Origin of the sequence: Aureimonas sp. OT7, assembly GCF_014844055.1 — a bacterium.
In the GTDB taxonomy this organism is placed as follows: domain Bacteria; phylum Pseudomonadota; class Alphaproteobacteria; order Rhizobiales; family Rhizobiaceae; genus Aureimonas; species Aureimonas altamirensis_A.
Genome location: NZ_CP062167.1, coordinates 765,247 through 784,285 on the forward strand (window position 1 = coordinate 765,247; position 19,039 = coordinate 784,285).

Annotated in this window: 11 protein-coding genes; 6 read left to right on the plus strand and 5 right to left on the minus strand. The window is 61.0% G+C overall.

Translation table 11 applies throughout. The features are described 5' to 3' along the window. The first annotated feature begins 42 nt into the window (after positions 1–42). From IGS74_RS03645 to vsr, 4 genes are read left to right on the plus strand one after another with little or no spacing between them, the layout of a single operon-like run. Positions 43–2,127, plus strand: coding sequence for a hypothetical protein (locus IGS74_RS03645; protein WP_192389397.1), 2,085 nt, complete (start codon positions 43–45; stop codon positions 2,125–2,127). Further along, a complete protein-coding gene (locus IGS74_RS03650; protein ID WP_192389400.1) occupies positions 2,124–3,647 on the plus strand; it encodes a hypothetical protein in 1,524 nt (507 codons plus the stop codon). Before IGS74_RS03645 ends, IGS74_RS03650 begins: the two co-directional genes overlap by 4 nt. Continuing rightward, positions 3,644–9,109 carry an ATP-binding protein gene (locus tag IGS74_RS03655; RefSeq protein WP_192389402.1) on the plus strand — a complete coding sequence of 1,822 codons (5,466 nt, stop codon included), beginning with the start codon at positions 3,644–3,646 and terminating at the stop codon, positions 9,107–9,109. The genes IGS74_RS03650 and IGS74_RS03655 overlap by 4 nt, the downstream gene beginning before the upstream one ends. Positions 9,110–9,112: 3 nt before the next feature. After that, positions 9,113–9,565 (plus strand): DNA mismatch endonuclease Vsr, encoded by a 453-nt coding sequence (gene vsr, locus IGS74_RS03660; protein ID WP_192389404.1) that lies wholly within the window; start codon positions 9,113–9,115, stop codon positions 9,563–9,565. A 49-nt stretch (positions 9,566–9,614) separates the two neighbouring features. Here vsr and IGS74_RS03665 read toward each other — a convergent pair whose 3' ends face one another. The 3 genes from IGS74_RS03665 to IGS74_RS03675 form a co-directional block, all read right to left on the minus strand. Next, complete coding sequence (locus tag IGS74_RS03665; RefSeq protein WP_192389406.1) at positions 9,615–9,962, minus strand: hypothetical protein; 348 nt, start codon at positions 9,960–9,962, stop codon at positions 9,615–9,617. A 350-nt stretch (positions 9,963–10,312) separates the two neighbouring features. Next, positions 10,313–10,609, minus strand: a complete 297-nt coding sequence (locus tag IGS74_RS03670) for a hypothetical protein (protein WP_192389408.1) — start codon at positions 10,607–10,609, stop codon at positions 10,313–10,315. A 206-nt stretch (positions 10,610–10,815) separates the two neighbouring features. Then, positions 10,816–11,631: a hypothetical protein gene (locus IGS74_RS03675; protein WP_192389410.1), complete on the minus strand. Its 816-nt coding sequence runs from the start codon at positions 11,629–11,631 to the stop codon at positions 10,816–10,818. Positions 11,632–11,894: 263 nt separating this feature from the next. On the opposite strand from IGS74_RS03675, the gene IGS74_RS03680 reads away from it, so the two are divergent. Both IGS74_RS03680 and IGS74_RS03685 read left to right on the plus strand, forming a co-directional pair. Further along, positions 11,895–17,402, plus strand: a complete 5,508-nt coding sequence (locus IGS74_RS03680; protein WP_206688211.1) for a DUF3883 domain-containing protein — start codon at positions 11,895–11,897, stop codon at positions 17,400–17,402. A gap of 65 nt (positions 17,403–17,467) precedes the next feature. Next, on the plus strand, positions 17,468–18,163 hold the full coding sequence (locus IGS74_RS03685; RefSeq protein ID WP_246722873.1) for a hypothetical protein: 696 nt from the start codon (positions 17,468–17,470) through the stop codon (positions 18,161–18,163). 72 nt (positions 18,164–18,235) lie between these two features. Here IGS74_RS03685 and IGS74_RS20195 read toward each other — a convergent pair whose 3' ends face one another. Together IGS74_RS20195 and IGS74_RS03690 are read right to left on the minus strand one after the other, a co-directional pair. Continuing rightward, complete coding sequence (locus IGS74_RS20195) at positions 18,236–18,394, minus strand: hypothetical protein (RefSeq protein WP_246722875.1); 159 nt, start codon at positions 18,392–18,394, stop codon at positions 18,236–18,238. Positions 18,395–18,403: 9 nt separating this feature from the next. Further along, entirely contained in the window at positions 18,404–18,832 is a 429-nt protein-coding gene (locus IGS74_RS03690; protein WP_246722877.1) for a hypothetical protein, read from the minus strand. Positions 18,833–19,039 lie beyond the last annotated feature (207 nt).

Sequence of the window (19,039 nt, forward strand, 5' to 3'; positions counted from 1 at the left end):
TAGCTAATCAACTTGGATAAGCCTGTGGAGAATGAGAGCCGAGTGATCTATCCAGCGGGCTTACTTGACTGGGCGGGGCACCGCGGCGGCGGGGTGCGACGCCTCTTCGACCCTGGCAGCGGCCGCCCCGGCGAAACTGTTTTTGAGACAAATCTTCTCAGCCGACTTCGAGATTGGGCGCGACGCATCGCGACATCGGACGAGAATGCGCCGCGGGTTGTGCTACTTGTCGGCGGGCCGGGCAACGGAAAAACCGAGGCTGTAGAAGCAACCATAGAGGAACTCGACAAGGCGCTTGATTGCCGTGGCGCGCTGGTGGAGGAGTTAGCAAAATCCTATCATCCGCCCGAGGGCAAGGCTGTCCCGCGGCTTGTTGTCGTGGACGCGGGCGCGACGGGGCAACCGAAGCGAGATCTTCGTATCGAGGTGGTCCAAGACGCAACAGTTGGAGGACAAGGCAGCCACTCTCCCGCGATGTTACTCGTGGACGAATTGGAGGGCGCCCTACAGTCGCCGACAGGGGCATACATCTGCTGCGTGAATCGCGGAGTCCTTGACGACGCGTTAATTCACTCGATCGACCATCGGCTCAGCAAATCGCAAGACTTACTTGAGGCAATCGTGCGTGCGGTGAGCCTCGCACCCGACGCACCGTCGTGTTGGCCGCTGGATGAGTATCCGTTGGTCGCAGCGTGGCCTATGGACGCCGAGTCCTTAATCGAGCCAACTGACAACCACGATAATGCGCCAGCCGCGGCGGTGCTTAGCCGGGCGCTCGATCCGGCGCGGTGGCGGGAGGCTGGTGCGTGTCAGGCGGGTAGCGCCTGTCCTTTCTGCGGCAGCCGAAAGGCGCTGGCCGGGCGAAAGGAAACGGAGTCTTTTCTCCGTATGCTACGCTGGTTTGAACTTGGGACGAGCAGGCGATGGGCGTTCCGGGATCTCTTCTCCCTAACCTCCTACCTGTTGGCCGGTAATGGGACCGGACAGCGCGGAGCGTCCGTCGATCCATGTGAATGGGCTGCGGGTCTGGTAGAAGCAGACAAGCAGGCCCAACTGCGTGGAAGGCCCAAGCGCGACACGTCGGCGGCGCTGTTTTGGCTCGTCTCCGCGCAGTACCAACACGCTCTTTTCCATCGCTGGGAACGCGGCCTCGCGTCCTCCTTGCTTCAGGATATTCGGGACCTCGGGTTACAAGAGGACAACACAGCGATGGGGCTGCACTACTTCTTGCAGTCACGGATCGCAGGCTATGTCCCGGCGACGATTGCTGCGTCGCTCGACGCCTTTGTCGAACTATTAGATCCCGCCATGTCGTCGCCTGATGCCGAAGTGGCAGTATGGGGGGGGCCAATTCGACTGGGCGAATTTGACGCCCGTTTCAGCCGGTCCGTTCGCGAAGGCTTGGACTATGCGATTGGCTGCCGGGCGTTGTCTCATAACGAGCGCATGCTGCTCGAGCGGCTTTCCGGGCTGGATGAACTTCTCGCTGTTCCGCGGCTGCGGCTCAAGCGGCCAGCCGCAGCCAATCGCATCCAGCGCGCAGTAAGGGATTTCGCCTGCAGGGTGACGCGCCGCAGCGTCGGCGCGAGGAATGCGGCAGTGCCAGATGCCGCAACGTTGGACGCCTTCAAGCGCGTGGTGGCGGACGCTGACGGGCAGGGCCACGACTTGCGAGAGATCGCGAACCAGGTAGAGGACCTTCTCAACGAAGATCACAATTTCAATGTGTCGCTGACGACGACATTCGGCCAGCCATTGCCACCGTCCCGGCGCCGAGCGACTTTGGTCGTGTCGCGCCGGCGAGTCTTCCCTCGCGACCTGGCTCACTCGGGACGCCCGCGTCCGTCGATCTGCTTCCTAGACGTGGAGGTTGGATCAACGCTGCAGCCAATTGCGTTGACATACGACCTGTTCAAGGCCGTGAGCGATCTTGAACATGGGCTGTCGCCGGCGTCGCTTCCCCGTAGCGTGCTCGCCCTTCTCGACACAACGAGGGCTCGAATGGCGGGATCTATCGTCCGGGATCGCGACGTACGCGAGCGGCCTACGATCATCCTGGGAGAAGCAGTATCGGTCGAACGATACAGGGGACGTTTCGAGGCAGGGAACCTTGGGGGGCGCCGATGAGCCTTGCAGAATTTAAGGCGTCGCCGTGGGCGAAGTCCCACCAGCTGTATAAGGCGGCAGCGCTTTCGGTAACCCCGGCGCCGGAATATGCAAACTCTGAAGTCCTTGTAGCGGGCCTCTATCGAACCATCGGCCTTGCTGGACTGAGCGAGGGAATGGTTCCTCTCAAGGGAAGGGAGCTGGATCGCAATATCGGCACAAGACGTGACAGGCGGACCAAGCCCGACGGCGCATCGCTGGAGGGCGATGCTCTTCACGCGCTCCTGCACGATGTGCTGGAGAGTCCGAAGCTTCCCAATCAGTCGACCAAGCGCTTCGTACAAGTGACGCCTCTAGTCGGCGAGACGGCATCGTTCTCGGGGTCTGCGCGGTTAGCCGGCAATCCATGGCCGGCGGGCGCTCTGGTCCGTAGGATGATTTGGCTTGGATCCCACAGTGGCGAGGCGGCCGAGGCCCGCTGGTCAAGCCTGTTTGATGCATTGATGGTTCATGACGATGACGATGTTTTCGCGCGGTTCCTGAGAGACGAGCTGTCCGCTTGGACTGGAATCACGTGGGGTCCTGCATGCATACCACCCGACGCGAGCGACGTGCATTGCCTTCCACCTGATGAACTCGAAGGCTACGCGTTTCCGGCGCGGCAGTTTGTTCGAGACTTGGACGCAGTCGTTGCCGCAAAGCCTTCGATGACGCGCCGGCAGTGGACAAGCCTCCTAGAAGCCCTGGTGCGGGTCGCCGCGGTGGCGCATGTGGCGTGGCTTTGCGAAGTTCAAAAGATGACGTGGGATAGCGTAAGGCTTGCAATCGACGGCCAGACGGTCCCCGATGACCCCCGCACGCTGTTTTACCCTCGCGTGCTGAATTATCTCAGCTATGGCACTGGCGCTGTTTCGGAGCTCAAGGACCGCACGTCGAAGTACCTGCGATCACGCCTCGGAATGAATGCCGTGCTCTGGACTCTCGAAGAGGCCGGAGCAGCGTATGCGGGCACACTTTCATCTGCCGCTGACCTCGGCGCCTTTTGCCGCCACGTCGGCGCACATCGGTCGAAATTAACGGAGGTCATGAGCCTCGTCGACGACCTTGCCGATAGGGAGGCCCGCGCGCTCCTTTGTCGCAAGGGCGTGGGGTCGAACCTCATGGAGTTCGGGCGGCATGTCCTCTACCAGCGACAGGCCGCAAACCCGATCCTTCGCGGTTACGACCAAGGCTATATATTGCGCAAGCGCGGGGCGGCAAAATCGAGTCCGTGGGTGTGCGCCCCAGGTCCAGTGGCCGTGCTCGCCTTGGTACATTGTTCACTTGCAGGCCTTGCTGGGCCTCGATCCGTACATCGGCTCGCCCAGCATATGGCGGCCTACGGGATTGCAGTAGACTATCGCGACATTGCCCAAAACGAGCTGGGCCACCAGCTCCGCATGCTCGGTCTGGTGCTGGATAGCCCCGACGCCGAAAGCGGGATGCTCCTAGTCCCACCATTTGCGGCCGCTGGACAAGGCCGCGCGGGTGTAGCGCAATGAGCAAGCTTGTCGACTGGCTCGCCGGGGAGATCCTATCGCGTGTGGCTGAAACCGCCGCCGGGGGTGAGTCTCGGTTGATCTTCCATGGGCCTCCGCTCGAAATTCTTGGACAAGTTTACGAGCGGCTTACGGCGGGAACCGCAGGTCTAGGCCTGCCCATTCTCCTTCAAATCCCCCAGCACGAGCCAGATGGCACCAATCCTCCGATCGGCGCTTCCGGCCGATGCGATGAAACCCATTTGCTGGACTTGCGGAATTCGCCTAACGCTTCGAGTTACCTTGCCTTGGTCCCACCGCGGCAACACGCGATCCGGTCGGTGTCGTCGACAACCGACGAGTTTGGTGTGTCGGGCGCATGCAACGGTGCCAACGTGCCATTTGACGAATGGTGGGCCGACTCATTCGTCCAAAAAGCGATAGGAGCCTCGCTTGAGACCACCAAAATCTCTGCCGAGCTGCGCGATAGTGGTGCCGAGCTTGTGCAGCGGGCGATGCGAGCCATGGATGACGTCGACCCGGACAAGGATAGCCGCCGAGCAGCGTGGCGGCTCTTGTCACGCGTTTTCGCGGTTGGTGACGGTTCCCTCGCTGCTGCGCGAGGCATCAGCCTGGCCTGCGGCGTGCCGCCAATGTCTGGCGACAAGCTTTCTCCAAGTGAGCAGCACGCGAGTCTGGACGGGGTTGCTGCAGCGCTATCGGACGGGTTTAGGTCTGGCCTCGCCGACGCTTTCGACGCCGCCGCGACAGACCAAAAGCTGTTGCTTGAAGCCTTCCTCCAACACATTCGGTCAACCTGCGACGTCCCAACCGCTTTAGAGCGAGCGCCAGAAGCATTCTATGCGCCCGATGGTGGCCTCGGCCTCATTGATCCACCTGCTTGGTGGATGGGCCTGACGGCCGAACTATGGGCGGAACTGCTGAGCGACGAGCCAGAGATTACGGGCGATATACGGCTGGAGTGCCTCAATCCACTATTGCCCGCCTCGAAGGGTGTGCCCTTGCTGGTCGAGCGTGACGTGCAGCTTGCGATCCGAGCGGGAACCGAGGGCGAGGAACCCGTTGCGGTGACGCTCGGGCGCTCACCCGGCAAAAATGTCGGGGGGTTTCCTGGCGTTGTCGACGTCGAAGGCGGAGCCGAGTTCACAGACGCATCTCCGCCGCCGCATCGCTCGCCCATCCAGTACAAGGCCAGCGCCGAGAACCACAAGCTGGCGTCTATAAAGGTGATATCGCTGGAAACTTGGCTTCCGGGCATCTTTGTAGCGTGCCGCCTTGCGAGGAAAATTACCGCGCCGAAGGCGCCCGCGAGGCGAACACGCGGAGCGAACTGGGAGAGCAGTATCTCGCTTCCAGGCCCCGGCCGATACGAGCTCCTGATATTTATGTCGCCCGGCACGACGGCAGGCGGACGCGCGACAGGGACAGCGGGCGGCGAAGGTAATGGCGGCGACGAATCCCAGGAGCTCGTGCTCAGAGAGATGCGCCCGGGCTTGCACCAGCTCGAGGTTGAAGCGGACGGCTCGTATCAGTTCGACATAGCGTTCGAGCGGGCATTGCCGAACGGCAAGATTGCTTCGGAGACGTGCCGCGTATTCCTTTCATGCGAGGATGTAGTTGAGGATGGTTGCAAGAGCGAGTTCGAACGACTGATCAAGCTAAACCGGAGGCAAGTCGATCCGACTGGATCGAAGCCGGTTGTACAGCTGAATAGGAGCGCACGGACAAGCAGCTTGCAGGCATGGATGCTCCAGGACGAGGATGTCTCGCAATCCTACCTGCCGCTTGTCCTAGCCGAGGACTATGGCGAACAGTGGGTCCAACCGAAGTGGGCCGAAGAGACCGGGCGTATCTTGTCTGTTGGGCGGTTTCTTCAGGATCCACGCCCGCCGGCGAGCCACTTTGATCCTCCCGCCGCCTTTGTGGGGGCTCGGCGCGCGATCGCCGCGCTGATCCGAGGTCCAGGCGATCAATCTGGCCTCTTAGAGGCCGCCCCGCTGGGAGAGTGGATACGCAACCACGAGTCGTTCCCGGGGCTCATTGAGCAGTACCTCGATGCCTACGCTGCGTGGCTGAAGGCGAGCCCAGAGGTCGCGACGTGGTCCGACGTCGTTGCTGTAGCTTCTCTGGAGCCGGGCGGTCGCTCCTTGTCCCGAGTGCCTGACGCGATCCTGCTCTCGCCTCTGCATCCCTTGCGGTTGGCTTGGCACGCTGTAGCCCAGGGCGTGCTGGATGCGTCGGCATCAAGCAGCCGGCCTTGCCCGGCAGCTGGCGTACTCGACCCCGGCATGGTGCCAGACATCCTTCGGATGCCGATTATCTCCCCCGAAGGTATTGAGCACATCCCATTCCTGGCCGTTGAGTCCAACTCCGACTACTGGTCTGTCCTCTGGAACGGGACGCGCCTGCGCACGTTGCCAGAGCGTTCTCGATCCGCGCCTTTCGGCCCGGCGCTTGGTATTTCGGTTGGCGGAATCTCCACGGGCTTTAGTGCCAGTCAGGTGGAACGCGCGCTCGATGACGTCTCGAATGTGCTTTGCGCCAAGCCGATCATAAGCGTCGTTGTTAATAGCGCAGGAGGCGCGACCGACTCGTGCAACGAGGGCCTCGTGGCGTGGTCGGGCGCCCGCTACGCCGAGGGAGGCAAGCCGGTCAGGCGGCACGCATCCGGCCCCCGGCGCCTTGATGTATTTGACACAAGAACGGAGGCTGCGAGGCCGGACGAGGCCACGATTGCCAATCTCTCTGAGGACACCAGGAACCATGTCAGGTGGTTTTCGGGGCATCCACCGGGCGTTGGCCTTGACTTGGGCATTATCGCGCAGCTCGATTCCTCGGAACCTGAGGCTTCGGAGACGCCTTCGCTGTCAGCGCTTGGGGCTGGAGGTCTCATTCGCCATCGGGTACGCCGCCAGCTTCCGGGCTATTTCCTAAGCGAATCCCGGCAGGCGCGACCGGCCGGGACTTCGGGCGATCCTCTGGCAGACAAGGTTGCCGCTTGCATCGGGGCTTTGGAGAACACGAGTGTGCAGCCCGCAGGGCTTCGCTTCGCACCAAACGTCCATGCAATTAGCGACATGCTCGAGGAGAAGAAGACCGATTTTGTAGCCGTTTCGTCATCTGCGGTGGACCCGGCTTGCTTTCTCGGAGGCTGGCTCCCGCAATCCTACCTGTGGGACTATGACCTTCCCTCCTATTCGCACCGCGCCGGCGACACCAACGGCTATTATCTTTTGTCGCGAGTGAAGGCTTCGGACCGCGATGGCCTGAGAAAGGTACTATCCCGGCTCCCCGGCTGCGAAACGCTCGACGATGCACGGGTGGAAGACATCCTGCTTGAAGTCGCGCGCCGCGGAATCCCAACGATCCGCGGGCTCGCCGGCGACGATACCGGAGCAACAGGGGATTTAGGTCTTTTCGTTGCCGCCCGCCTCTTGCAGGACCGGTTCCGACTAGGGTCAAGCGCCAACAGCCTTATGCCCGTGATCGGCGGAAGTAGTGACCAACCAACAATCTCCTTGGTGATCCCGGTCGACCCATTCCGGGGATATCTCGATGACCTTTCTCGAGCGTTGAACAAGGATCGGCCTGACGCGACGTTGGCGCGGCCGGACCTCCTGGTCGTTGGCATCACCTTGGGTTCAGGGAAGACCCATATCCACCTTACTCCCGTCGAGGTGAAATGCCGCCTGGGCTCCGTCTTTCCGGCAGCCGACGTAAAGGACGCCCTAGGGCAGGCAAGATCCCTGGCGGACCTGCTTTCCGAACTAGCGGAGGACCACGACGCTCTGTCGGCTTGGCGTCTCGCCTACCAGCACCTCCTCCTGTCGATCATCGGCTTCGGGATGAGGGTGTATAGTGCGCATCAGGATCTGGTGGGCGCCTCGGCCGATTGGGCTGGCTTCCATGAGAGGATCGCCGGCGCTGTCCTAGGGGTAAATGGAGACGTCACTATCGACCGCCGTGGGCGTCTTATCGTCGTCGATGACACGGTCATCAGCGATGCAGTAGATCGGGACGGCGACGGCTTTGAAGAGACGATGATCATAGGGATGCGCGACGCTGAACGGATCGTGGCGGGTGACGCGCAGGGGTTCTACGATAGCGTCCGCGCGAAGATTGCCGACTGGTCGATGGGAGCGAGGTGCGCGGACCACGCCCGCGTCCCCGGCGGCGCTGCTGTCGCCGCCGATCCTTTGGACCTCATCTCCGAACCGTTCGACCTGACCGATCCCGAAGTTAACGGGGCTAATGGCGTTGTTATTTCTCCGACCGGCTCCGCGCCAGCGCCGGAGGCCAAGGATGCACCGACGCAACCGGACCCCAGTCTCGACGATAGCGGCGTCAAGCTTGCAGTCGGGATAACAGTCGACGGGTTTGAGCGCCGCGACGTCTCGCTTCTATTGTCGGACACCAGACTCAATCAGCTCAACATGGGCGTCGTAGGCGATCTTGGCACGGGGAAGACGCAGCTCCTAAAATCACTGGTCTTCCAGATTGCTTCTTCTGCACCAAGCAACAGGGGGATAAAGCCGCGCATTCTGATCTTCGACTATAAGCGCGACTACAGCAGCGGCGACTTCGTCAAGGCCACGGGTGCGAGGGTCGTGAAGCCTTATCGTCTTCCTCTCAATCTTTTCGATACGGCTGGAATGGAAGACTCGATGGTGCCCTGGCTCGATCGCTTTCGGTTCTTCGCCGATGTGCTCGATAAGATCTATTCGGGGATCGGTCCGGTCCAGCGGGATAAGTTGAAGCGCGCGGTGAAAACCGCCTATGAAAATTGTGCTGGGCGCGCGCCGACCATCTATGATGTCCATGCCGCATATGCCGACTTGTTGGATGGCAAATCAGATTCCCCGATGTCGATCATCGATGACTTGGTCGACATGGAAATCTTCGAGCCCGACCCGGCAAAGACCAAGCCATTTGCCGACTTCCTCGATGGCGCCGTGGTGATTTCGCTTGATGCGCTGGGCCAGGACGATCGCAGCAAGAACATGCTGGTCGCCGTCATGCTGAACATGTTTTACGAAAATATGCTTCGCACGCCCAAGCGACCGTTTATTGGAACGACCCCGCAGCTTCGCGCCATCGACTCATATTTGCTGGTCGACGAAGCGGACAACATCATGCGATATGAATTTGACGTCCTGCGCAAGTTGCTCCTGCAAGGGCGGGAGTTCGGCTGCGGTGTAATCCTCGCCTCGCAATACCTCCGGCACTTCAAGGTAAACGCAACCGACTACAGGGAGCCCCTGCTGACCTGGTTCGTGCACAAGGTCCCCAACGTGACGGCCGCGGAACTCAGTGCGCTGGGTCTGGCGAGCTCCGCAGGCGAGATCGCAGAACGGATCAAGGGCTTGCCGAACCATCATTGCCTCTACAAATCGTTCGATGTCCCCGGCCAGGTTGTCAAGGGCCTGCCTTTCTATGAGTTGATGGCGAACAAGGCCGAGGGCTAGGACATGGCGGATTTCCTGTCGCCCGCGGAACGCTCGGCTAGGATGGCGCGAATACGATCTAATGATACCTCGCCGGAGGTCGCGCTCCGCAGGGCGCTCCACCGTCTGGGCCTTCGATATGTGCTTCGCAAGAAGGGCCTTCCTGGCAAACCCGATCTGGTCTTCCCAAAGCATCACGCAGTCGTATTTGTTCACGGTTGCTTCTGGCATCGACACGCAGGCTGCAAGGTCGCCTCTACACCGAAGAGCAACACGCAGTTCTGGACGGACAAGTTTGACCGAAACGTTGCGCGAGATGCACGCGTCCAGGATGAGCTGCGAGCGCAAGGATGGCGTGTTTTTGTGATATGGGAGTGCGACCTTCAGTCAAAGATGCGGGCAAACTTAACGGCGGAATCGCTAGCCGCCGATATACGTTGTGACCTGACCTGGAATGAGCCGCCGACTCAGTCATGAAGGCCGCAATGGTTAGAATTTGGGCGGGGCGGCTTTGCCGGGCTGCCGCCTATTTTCCAGATGGCTCGGAACGCGCCACGTAGGTTTGGACGATGATGCTTTCTTTCGGCTGCCCGCTTTTGTCTGTCAGGACGAGGTATAGCCCACCCGGAAGAAGTGGCTTGTTGGTCACAGGCATGCCGTTAGCCTCCGCAATCGCGCGGCGCTTGCCGAATTCGCCCTCAGCCAAGATCAGGTAGGCTTGCTCGATACGCGAGCCTGGAAAGTAAGTCGCAGGATCGTAACCTTGCATTCTCTTGAAGGATGCAAGTAGCTCGTCGCTAAGGAAGTAGAATTCCTCCCGCATGAGGCCTCGCTCGACGGCATCGTCAGTGAGGATGCTATAGAGCCGCTCCATTATGGCCAGCTTCTCGCCGCCTTGTGCATCTACCGGTAATGACAGGTCCGGCCGCGCGTTAAAGCCTCGGTGCATCTCTCTGTGACACGGACTGCAAAGCGTTATGCCATTTCCAGTCTGAAATTGTGCCACGGTCAGGAACGACTTGCGACAAATGTGGTGAGCGGACAGACGGCGGCGCGAATGGCAGTCCACACACCTATGTCCGTCACGTTCTCGGATGAACTCGCTCCACCGGCGAAGACAGCGCTCGCGAGACAAGCCCTCCGCTACGGCGGCCTGGAGCTTCGTTAGTTTGGCGGTGATCGCTTCGAGAGCGGAAACATCGGCCGTTTGGGGCATTTGGCTACCTAATGCGACTGAACTTCAGTGGCGAGGTATTCAGACAGCGCCGACTGCATACGCAGACCGCCAATTTCCCGGACCGAATAGCGGTAGTTCGGCTCCGACACAATGACCGACTGGCCTTTCATGTCTTCGGCAGTAGCGAGCTGCGTTGTAATGCAATCCCTGCAGATTTTCACGATAGGTAGGTGATGTAGGCGTGGCTTGGTCAATAAGTTCTTCGATGGAATTGTGGCCTGCAATCGTGTGGAGGCAAGCGCGCGGCCACGCGCGATGTATGCGCCCCGACTTCTGCGGTTCATCCATGAATTCCTCAATTTTATGCATAATCCCTGCCCCCGGTTTGTTCGCTGAAGATACATCATGCCCGGACTGGCAGGATAATTATCGTCGCTGCCAATTACCCCACTTTCCCATAATGAAGTTACCACGACCGAGAGTTCAATCGGAACGGCCTGTGTCAGTGCTGTCATTTAGTGAGCAACGGCGCTAATGCGCGTCCAGGCGGTTAGGAACGTTCAATATCGCTGATGCGCTTCAAAATAGCGCCAAGGAACAAATCGCGCGGATGTTCACCTGGGCTTTCGCCTAGCTCAATCATTGCGGCCATGTCGTCTACAAGATCAGCGCCACCGGATACATGGTACTGAGGTTCGCCGCTGGCTCGATGCAACTGACCGGCAGCGATGCGCTGGATCGAAGCTGTATCCAGAGGTTCGATTTCACGGCTCAAAATTCTCAGCTTCTCGCCCGCAGGGAAATCGCCCACATCCGTATAACCCGGAGGAAGTCCGATGGCAGCTTCAACATCGCTCCAGTCGTAACCCAATGCCGTCATACCTTCTTCGGTAAAGGCACGACAGGGGCAGGAATCAAAGGGGAAGACCCTAACACATTCAAGAAGCAGGTTCGCCAATTTGACCAGATGGGCTGCACAACAGGCGTCAATGTCGCGACCTATGAGTTCTTCTGGCAGGGAATGCGGTCTGCCGACGAAGCGATAGGTCCACCCGCCTCCCGGGAGCGATCCACCCACGAAGGAAACCGGCCCTTGTTTCTGCGAGATGTTCCGCAATTCGATAAAAAAACGCATTGCGGCATCCGCCTTCATCACAGCTTGTTGCTGTCCGTACCATGAAGCAAAGCCGGTCACATCTGACATGGCTTTCTGAAGAACAAATGTCACGCTTCTGCTAGCGGAAAGGAAAGCGTTCAGCTCGAATTGAAATTCTAACCCATTCGAATACGTCAAGCGCGCGAGAAAATGCTCGGCCTCAAGGAGCTTTTCAACAGGGTGGCGAAGCGTTGTGAAGCTGTGGGTCATATGTCAGAGTGTAGCGGATGTTTTCTTCCGTGACCCACCCAGCTCGAAGAGCGAAAGAGCTCCCCATGCTAAACGCTACATCTATACGCTCGGGTTGCGCCGGAATAAGTTCTGCTTTGCTCAGCTAGTTGCGATCTTCTGGGGTCATGGGCACATTATGGTTTGGGAATAGACAGATCGATACCGTCACTGCTTCGAGCTATGCCGGCACGCAGCCGGGTGACCTACCTACAGACGTAACGTCGGTAGGGCCGCGGAGTCATGTGGAGACGATTGCCTCGCGGAAGATTAAGGGCTTTCTAGGCACGATAGACGAGAACGGCGAATACTACGATCCAGTCCACAAACAGAACCAGAGTCTCTCCCAGCACATCATCGCCGATTATCACGGCCGCTTCCTGATCGAGCTGATTCAGAACGGTCACGATGCGCACGACCGAAATCGCCGGGATGGCGAAATATCGGTGCTGCTGGCCAGCGACGAGGGTCATAGCGGAACGCTATACGTCGCCAACAGAGGACAGCCCTTCCGCCCGAATAACGTCGACGCACTTTGTGAGATGGGGCTTTCCAGCAAGCCGCCGGGGGAGGCCGTCGGGAACAAGGGCCTCGGCTTCCGGAGCGTGCGTCATGTCACAGACATGCCGCAGGTCTTCTCGCGGCTAGTCGAAGACGCATCAGGTGGCGCGTTCGACGGGTACTGCTTCACGTTTGCACGTGACGCTGAGCTCGATCCGCTGCTGCCCGATGAGACCACGCGGGCTTTGGCGCGCTCGGACCTACCCGCCTTCTACATCCCGCGCTGGATCGAGGACGTGCCCGATGCCGTCGCGGGCTTAGCGAGGAACGGCTTCTCGACGGTGATCCGGCTGCCGATCCGCAACGAGGCGGCCCTTAGCGCGGTCCGCGACGAGATGGTTGGGCTCGCGCAGGCCGACGCACCTATGCTGCTCTTCCTGCGCCGCATCGGCCAGATCAAGGCCGAGATCGCTGGCGAACGGCTGGCGGATGACGCCTTCTCGCTCACGCTGACCAGGGAGGAGACGCCGCTGGTCGAGAAGTCTGGGCCTGCCCTCGTCGATTTGGGGGAAAACGGGCGCTTCTGGATCGCGCGCGTCGAGATCCCCGAGCTGGAGATGCAGGCCGCAGTGGCCGAAAGCCTCGAGTCAGGCGCGCTCCCGGAGAGCTGGAGGGGTTGGAGGGGCGCAGGCGAGGTCGCGGTGGCGGTGCCCATCGGCGAGGAGCGTCCGGGATTCAATCCTCGACTGTATACGTTCCTGCCGATGGGGCGTGGCGCGACGTCTCCGTTTCGGGGATACCTGCACGGCAGTTTCTTCCCGAGCTCGAACAGGATGAGTCTCGATCCGGCGGTCAAGGTGAACACCCTTGTGCTCGAGCACGCGGTCACGCTAGCTGCGGACACGGCGCACTGGCTCGAGGAGCGAGGGTCGAGCGAAAGGGACGCCCCCGTTTCGGCCGTCACGGCGGCAAGAGCGGCGGTGGATCTGTTGGTCTGGAAGACGCCTGCGAGCCTGCTGCAGGCCGACAAGGACGACGACGGGGACGCCGTCGATCTGGGTGCGGGCATGGCGGCGGCCATTGTCCGACGTTGGTCGGCATCGTCGCTGGCCGATGCCAAGTTCGTACCATGCCTCGCGGATTGGACCGGTGATCCTCTGACGCGCCCGGAATTCGGTCCCGTCCGCTGGTCCGCGCCCGCTGCCGCGCGCAGGCCATCGGCCAGCGGCAAGTCCTTCTCGCTGGACGTCATCGCGCGCCATGGCGGATCAGCGTGGGTCGCGCCGCTGTGGCCTGGGCTGGGACAGCGCCGGGCAGATTCGCTTGCGGAATTCCTCCGCGTCCACTCTGGGGGCCGCTTCAAGGACCGCTTGTCGCCCGTCGAACGTGCCGAGATCGTGGAGGGGCTGGCCAAGGCGCTCGCCAAGGCTAAGCGGCCGGACTGGGCTCGCTGGCGCGCCTTCTACGGTGATCTATCGGACTTCATGGAGACCGACGGCGACGCGCTTGCAGCGCGCGAGATCCTTATCTGCCAGGACGGCAGCCTCCGGGCAGCTAGATCGAGTGCGCCGGTCGTGCAGGCGCCGGGTGGATCTCCCAAGAGGCGTCGTCGGCGCAGCCCGCTCGAGGCCTCGGTCTTTGTGCCGCCGCGTCGCGGCGAGGCCGAGGAAAGCATAGGCGAGGAGCTCTATCCGCCTGCTCCGGTCCGCGACTTCTTCGCCTTCCTGCATGATGCGCTGCCCTGGTACGGCGAACTCTCGGACGCGCGTCTTTTCCTGGAGAAGAAGCTCGCACAGCCCTTCGAGAGCGAGGCACTCCTGACCCGTATCTCCCAGATCGTCGAGCGTGACGAGACGAAGAAGGTCCGGGTCGCCGGCCTGCGCTGGGCATTCACGATCTGGCGGCGCTCGGTCGCGGTCAAGCGCGCGGTGACGCTGAGTCCGAGTTACCGGCTGTACGTGCCGACCCTCAATGGCGAATTCATCCGCGCCTCGGACGCGGTCTTCTCGTCGTCGTGGCCGGACCGCACCCTTGGTCACAGGCTGCAGCAGTTCCTCGAACTGGCGCCGAGCGGATCGCGTGACATCAACGAGGTCCGCGCGCGTCGGATCGCGTCGCCGTCGAACTCGGTTTTTGGTACTAAGCATCTGGAGGAATGGACCGACTTCCTCATCGGGATCGGCGTCCAACGCGGGCTTCAGCCCCGGTCGGTTAAGCTCGAAAACTATGTGGAGGCCTGGCGCGTCACGAGCTTCGATTTCCTGAAGGATGTCGGCTTTCCGGAAGCCTTCGGTTCATTGCTGAAGGAGGATATCGCGACCCGTCCTGGATGCAGTCTCGGCCTGCAGACGTCGACCAATTATCAGGTGACTGATCCGCTCTGGTGGCTGCCCGGACAATCCGACGTCGGCGAATTCACCGACGACGCCCTGGATGCGTACGCGACGCTCATCGTCGAGTGGATCGGCCGGGTCGAGCACCGGCAGCTCTGGATGGAGGTGCGCCACCAATACAATTACAGGTCGGACACCCGGAACTGGCCCACGCCGCTTGCGGCGTTCCTGCGATCGGCCGCCTGGGTGCCATGCGAGGAGCCCAGCGCGGATGGATGGAGGCGTCGGCGCTGCAAGGCCGCGGACGTATGGCTCTCGACGGGCTCGGATCGTTATCCACCATTCCTGCGGCGCCCGTCGTTCAAGCTGATGCGTGCCCTCGACCGTGTGCCCGAGGCGGTGATCGACCAATTGCGCAGGCGCTCCGAGTTCAGGACGTTCAACGCGAACGAGACCCTTCTCGATCAGCTCGGGTTCCTGGCGGCACAATTCGCCGAAGGTTGCGTCAGGCGCTTCTACGAACGCGAGCTGGTCAACATCTATAACCGCTGCTGGGTGCGCCTGGCGGACCAGTACGGCTCGCCGCAGGGGCCGGCTCCTGCGGCAAGGCCTCCGGCCCGGCTTCTCGTGCGTCGACGCGGCGAGCTTGGGTTCGCCAAGGTCGCCGGAAGCGGAGCGGAGACCGTGTACGTCCGCGACAGCGCGGATTTGATCGCGGCGGGCCTCGTCGAGGCGATCGGCGATCCGCTCATCGACGTGCGCACCAGCGAGCCTGCCAAGATGGGGACGCTCCTGCAACGGCTATATGAGAAGCAGATCCGCCGGACGTCGGAGCTAGCCTACGCCATCAACGTCGGCGGCGCCCCGCTGGGGGAACTCCCGCTCGGTCCGCGGCTGGTGGATCAGTGCCCATGGCTTCGCCCGATGCTCGCCGTGGCGCTCGAGGCGTTGGACAGCGTCGATCTTAACCGCCTACCTGCGGACCGGTCGAGCATCGTCCAATTGCTGGACCGCATCGAGCTCCAGATGAAGGACAGCGTGAGCTTCATGCTCGAAGGCCACAACGTGACGCCGCCGACGCTCCGTCCAGCCTATACGTTCCAGCGAACCGACGGCGAGCCCCTCGTCATCATCGTGGGCGACGGAGCGTTCAGCTGGTCGCACGTGGAGGCGGCGCTGCCGGCGATCGGCGACGCGATCCAGCACTCCGCCATCGTGCCGCACATGAAGCTGCTGATCCGCCAGCTCTCGCTCGACGGGATTCCCGTCGATGATAGGCCGATCGGGCATGAGGATCTGCTGCGGCTCTGTAGGGCGCTCGACCTCAGCGAACAGGCGAGCGAGGCCGCACGCGACGCACTCGGCGAGCGGATCGACCGTCAGCTTCCATGGCTGCGGGCCGTCGTTCATCTGGTCGGTGGGGAGGAGGCGCTGGAGACGTGGCTGGAGGGCGAGCTCGGTGCCGCCGAGGACCGCGCAGCCCTTATCGATCTCCTACGCGCCTGCCTGCCCGATGACGCTGTTTCGCCCGAAAGCATCGTTGAGGCGGTCAAGCTGAGCTTCTCGATCGGCGAGCTGCGGGAGCGGCTGACGCTCGACTTCGCAGCGTTCAACGCGAGCCTTATTGTGACGGGAAGCGTGCCCGACGTCGACCTGGAGGGGCAGACGTCGCAGCTCGCGTACTTCGTGCAGGACCGTCGCATCGCCATCGGCGATGCGCTCAGGAACATGGTGGCGCCGACGGTTCTCGGATTCGAGCCGGATGAGCGCTACAAGGTCGCGCGGGAGGGTTTGTCCGACCTGCGGCCGGATCCAGATTGGCTGCTGCGGTTCCAGCGCGTGCCGGACGAGCTGCTTGAGGAACACGTTGAGAAATGGCTCTCGGCGAAGGGCGCCCCGCCGATGGGAAGCAACCCGCTCGGGCTCGGGGACGTGGCGGCTGTCCGGGCCGCGAACACAATGGCCGTCAGGCAGACCGGGCGGACGGCGCAACCGCTCGTACGGGCGTGGGGCATACAGCATGCAGTGCCAATCCATGACCTCTGGCGCGACCTTGAAATGGTGGAATCGGACCTGCGCCGGCGGCTCGACGACGCCGGGGCATTCGACTGCAAGGCCTGGAGCGAGGGCGAGATGTTGATTTGGTTCGGCCGGCTTGGGCTCTGGCCGACCGGGATGGAGCTGACGCTCGACCGGGAAAGGCTCGGTGTTCCCGGGACGGAGGTCGAGGCCGAGGCGCAGAAGGCGCGCGAAGACCGCGAGCGCCGTGACCGGGAGGCGCGGTCGATGCGACTGAATGGCGAGTTGCGCGATCCGCAGGCGGTCGATTGGTTGAAGCTGTCTGAGGAGATCGCGGGCGGGCTTCCGAAGAGCGTGCTCAATAGGCCGATCGGCACCTTCGCCGATCTTGCTCCTGCACAGGAGGCTCGGAAGCGTCGTTGCGGATCCAGCGGAGGTGGTATTGGTGGCAGCTACGGTGGGATCCCGCAGGAGAAGAAGGACATGATCGGTCGGCTCGGCGAGCTGACCGTCTACCACTGGCTAAAGGCGCGGCAGCCTGGTCAGGACATCGACCGCTGCTGGATGTCAGGTAACGCGGCCCTATTCAACGGTCAGGAAGGCAACGATGGGCTCGGTTATGACTTCTGCATCAGCTTCAACAAGCAGATCTGGTACATTGAGGTGAAGACGAGCACAGACGACCCGTGCCAGTTCGAGCTCGGTGAGACAGAGGTTCGGAAAGCGCGCGATGTTGCTCGCTCAAGGACGGCCGAGCGTTATGTGATAGCATATGTGGCGAACGTCGGGCAGACGGGTTCGACCACAGTCGATATCCTTCCCAATCCGTTAAGCCCCGATGCCGATGGGTTGCTGAACATCGCCGGTGACAGCATCCGCTATACTTTCAGACGCCGATGACGCCGAGCGTCGTAGACAACCCATGTTAGGCCCGATGGGGCGATAGTCGTCGGAGGTCGGCGTGGATGGATGAGCAGAGGGCTGGCATGAGCTGCTATTTTCCAGGCTGCAACGAGAAGGGGACCACGAAAGAGCACATACCGCCGCGCTCGTTCTTTCCCGTGGGCGAGAGGTTGCAACTGCTAACCGTCAAGTCTTGCAAGAAGCACAACAATGATAAGTCAACGAACGACCTATATGTGTTAGCGCAGATATGCATGAACGCGTCGCCGAGCAACCGGGCACGAGAGGTGTTTCAGGAGAGGGTAGCACCGCAGCTTTCGCACAATAACGATATGCTCCGACGGATGCTGCTGAAGGGGGCATTCAAGGTCCGCGGAGGTGTTGCGTACCCTGTGGACCACGCGCGTTTTGACGAGTTCTTCACAGCGCTATCATGTGGCCTGATTTACAAGTCGCAGAAGGCTCCTCTGCCGTCCGATTACAAGGTCAGCCATATCTATCACCGATTCATCAGCGACGCAGATGCCGAGCGGCAAGCACTCGAAGCAGGTATCGACCGCTTTTATGATGGAAAGCCGCTGGATTTCATGTCGTTCGGGAATCCCGACCTACGCAACGAGCGGATCTACACTGTCGAGATCCACGGCCTTCCCGGCTTCCAAGGAAGCATCACAATCGTTCATAAGTTCTTTGGAGTGTTCAAGGTGACCTCGATGCTCACTCGGTTCGTGAGCCGAAAGGGTGGCGATCCTATGTAACCGGGACGCTGGCCTTGGTCCGCTTCCACGTCCCACTTCAAAGCTGCATTATTGCAAACGGTCCATAGCGTTTCATCCCAGGTTGGTGTTTGCCGGAACGCTCGCTGCGTGAAGGCGCAACACGATCCCTAACGCATCATTTGCAGGAACAAACGCGTGATTGTAGTCGAATGCGTGCCAATCGATTTCTGTCCGAGCGCCAAGCTGATCTTGATGGATCTTGTCGCGCACGGCTTTTACTCATCGCATCTTGATGTCGAAGTCGAGTGTACCTTGCGGGTCCGCCGCCGCCACCAAAGAACCAATCCAGTTGTTGGGTGAAATACGTGGAGCCGCAGCTCCATCATCATTTTGGCTACGAAGCCAAAGCGCTGAACCAATACCCTCGCAAACAGAGAATACTCCAACGCAGAACTCGAACGTCAGCAACTGACAATACGGCTCAAAAAGCACGGCCCGGTTGGAGATCCGCGTCGCATGCGGCACGATCAAGGCGGCTTTCATCTCCAGACCCACCAAGATGTGTTTAAGGTTCGAACGGAGACGGCTCGTCACACCGGCATGGAGACCTGCAGGAATGACTGCATTGAGCCACGGCTCCCAGTCGGTAGAGGTCGAGAGTGTCACGTAACCTGATGGGTTTTCTGGGTACTCTGAAAGGTAAAACACGTTGTTCGCTCCCGCGTACATGAATTAGCGGATGTTACGTGCTGTATGCCGCCAGCGAAATAACCCTCTCGGATTGTTCGTCAAGAGGGAGGCTCGTGCACGCCCAAATCACACAACACCCGGATGGGGCGTGCGGTAACGTTGGTCATGGATTTGGACCAAACCTACTGCGTAAAGCTTCTACCTGGAAACCGTCTTTTGTCGGTT

Bases quoted from the DNA above. Each gene is read 5' to 3' on its own strand.
- IGS74_RS03650 (WP_192389400.1), top strand. From the start codon at position 2,124: ATGAGCCTTGCAGAATTTAAGGCGTCGCCGTGGGCGAAGTCCCACCAG.
- IGS74_RS03655 (WP_192389402.1), top strand. From the start codon at position 3,644: ATGAGCAAGCTTGTCGACTGGCTCGCCGGGGAGATCCTATCGCGTGTG.
- vsr (WP_192389404.1), top strand. From the start codon at position 9,113: ATGGCGGATTTCCTGTCGCCCGCGGAACGCTCGGCTAGGATGGCGCGA.
- IGS74_RS03665 (WP_192389406.1), bottom strand. From the start codon at position 9,962: ATGGAGCGGCTCTATAGCATCCTCACTGACGATGCCGTCGAGCGAGGC.
- IGS74_RS03670 (WP_192389408.1), bottom strand. From the start codon at position 10,609: ATGAACCGCAGAAGTCGGGGCGCATACATCGCGCGTGGCCGCGCGCTT.
- IGS74_RS03675 (WP_192389410.1), bottom strand. From the start codon at position 11,631: ATGACCCACAGCTTCACAACGCTTCGCCACCCTGTTGAAAAGCTCCTT.
- IGS74_RS03685 (WP_246722873.1), top strand. From the start codon at position 17,468: ATGGATGAGCAGAGGGCTGGCATGAGCTGCTATTTTCCAGGCTGCAAC.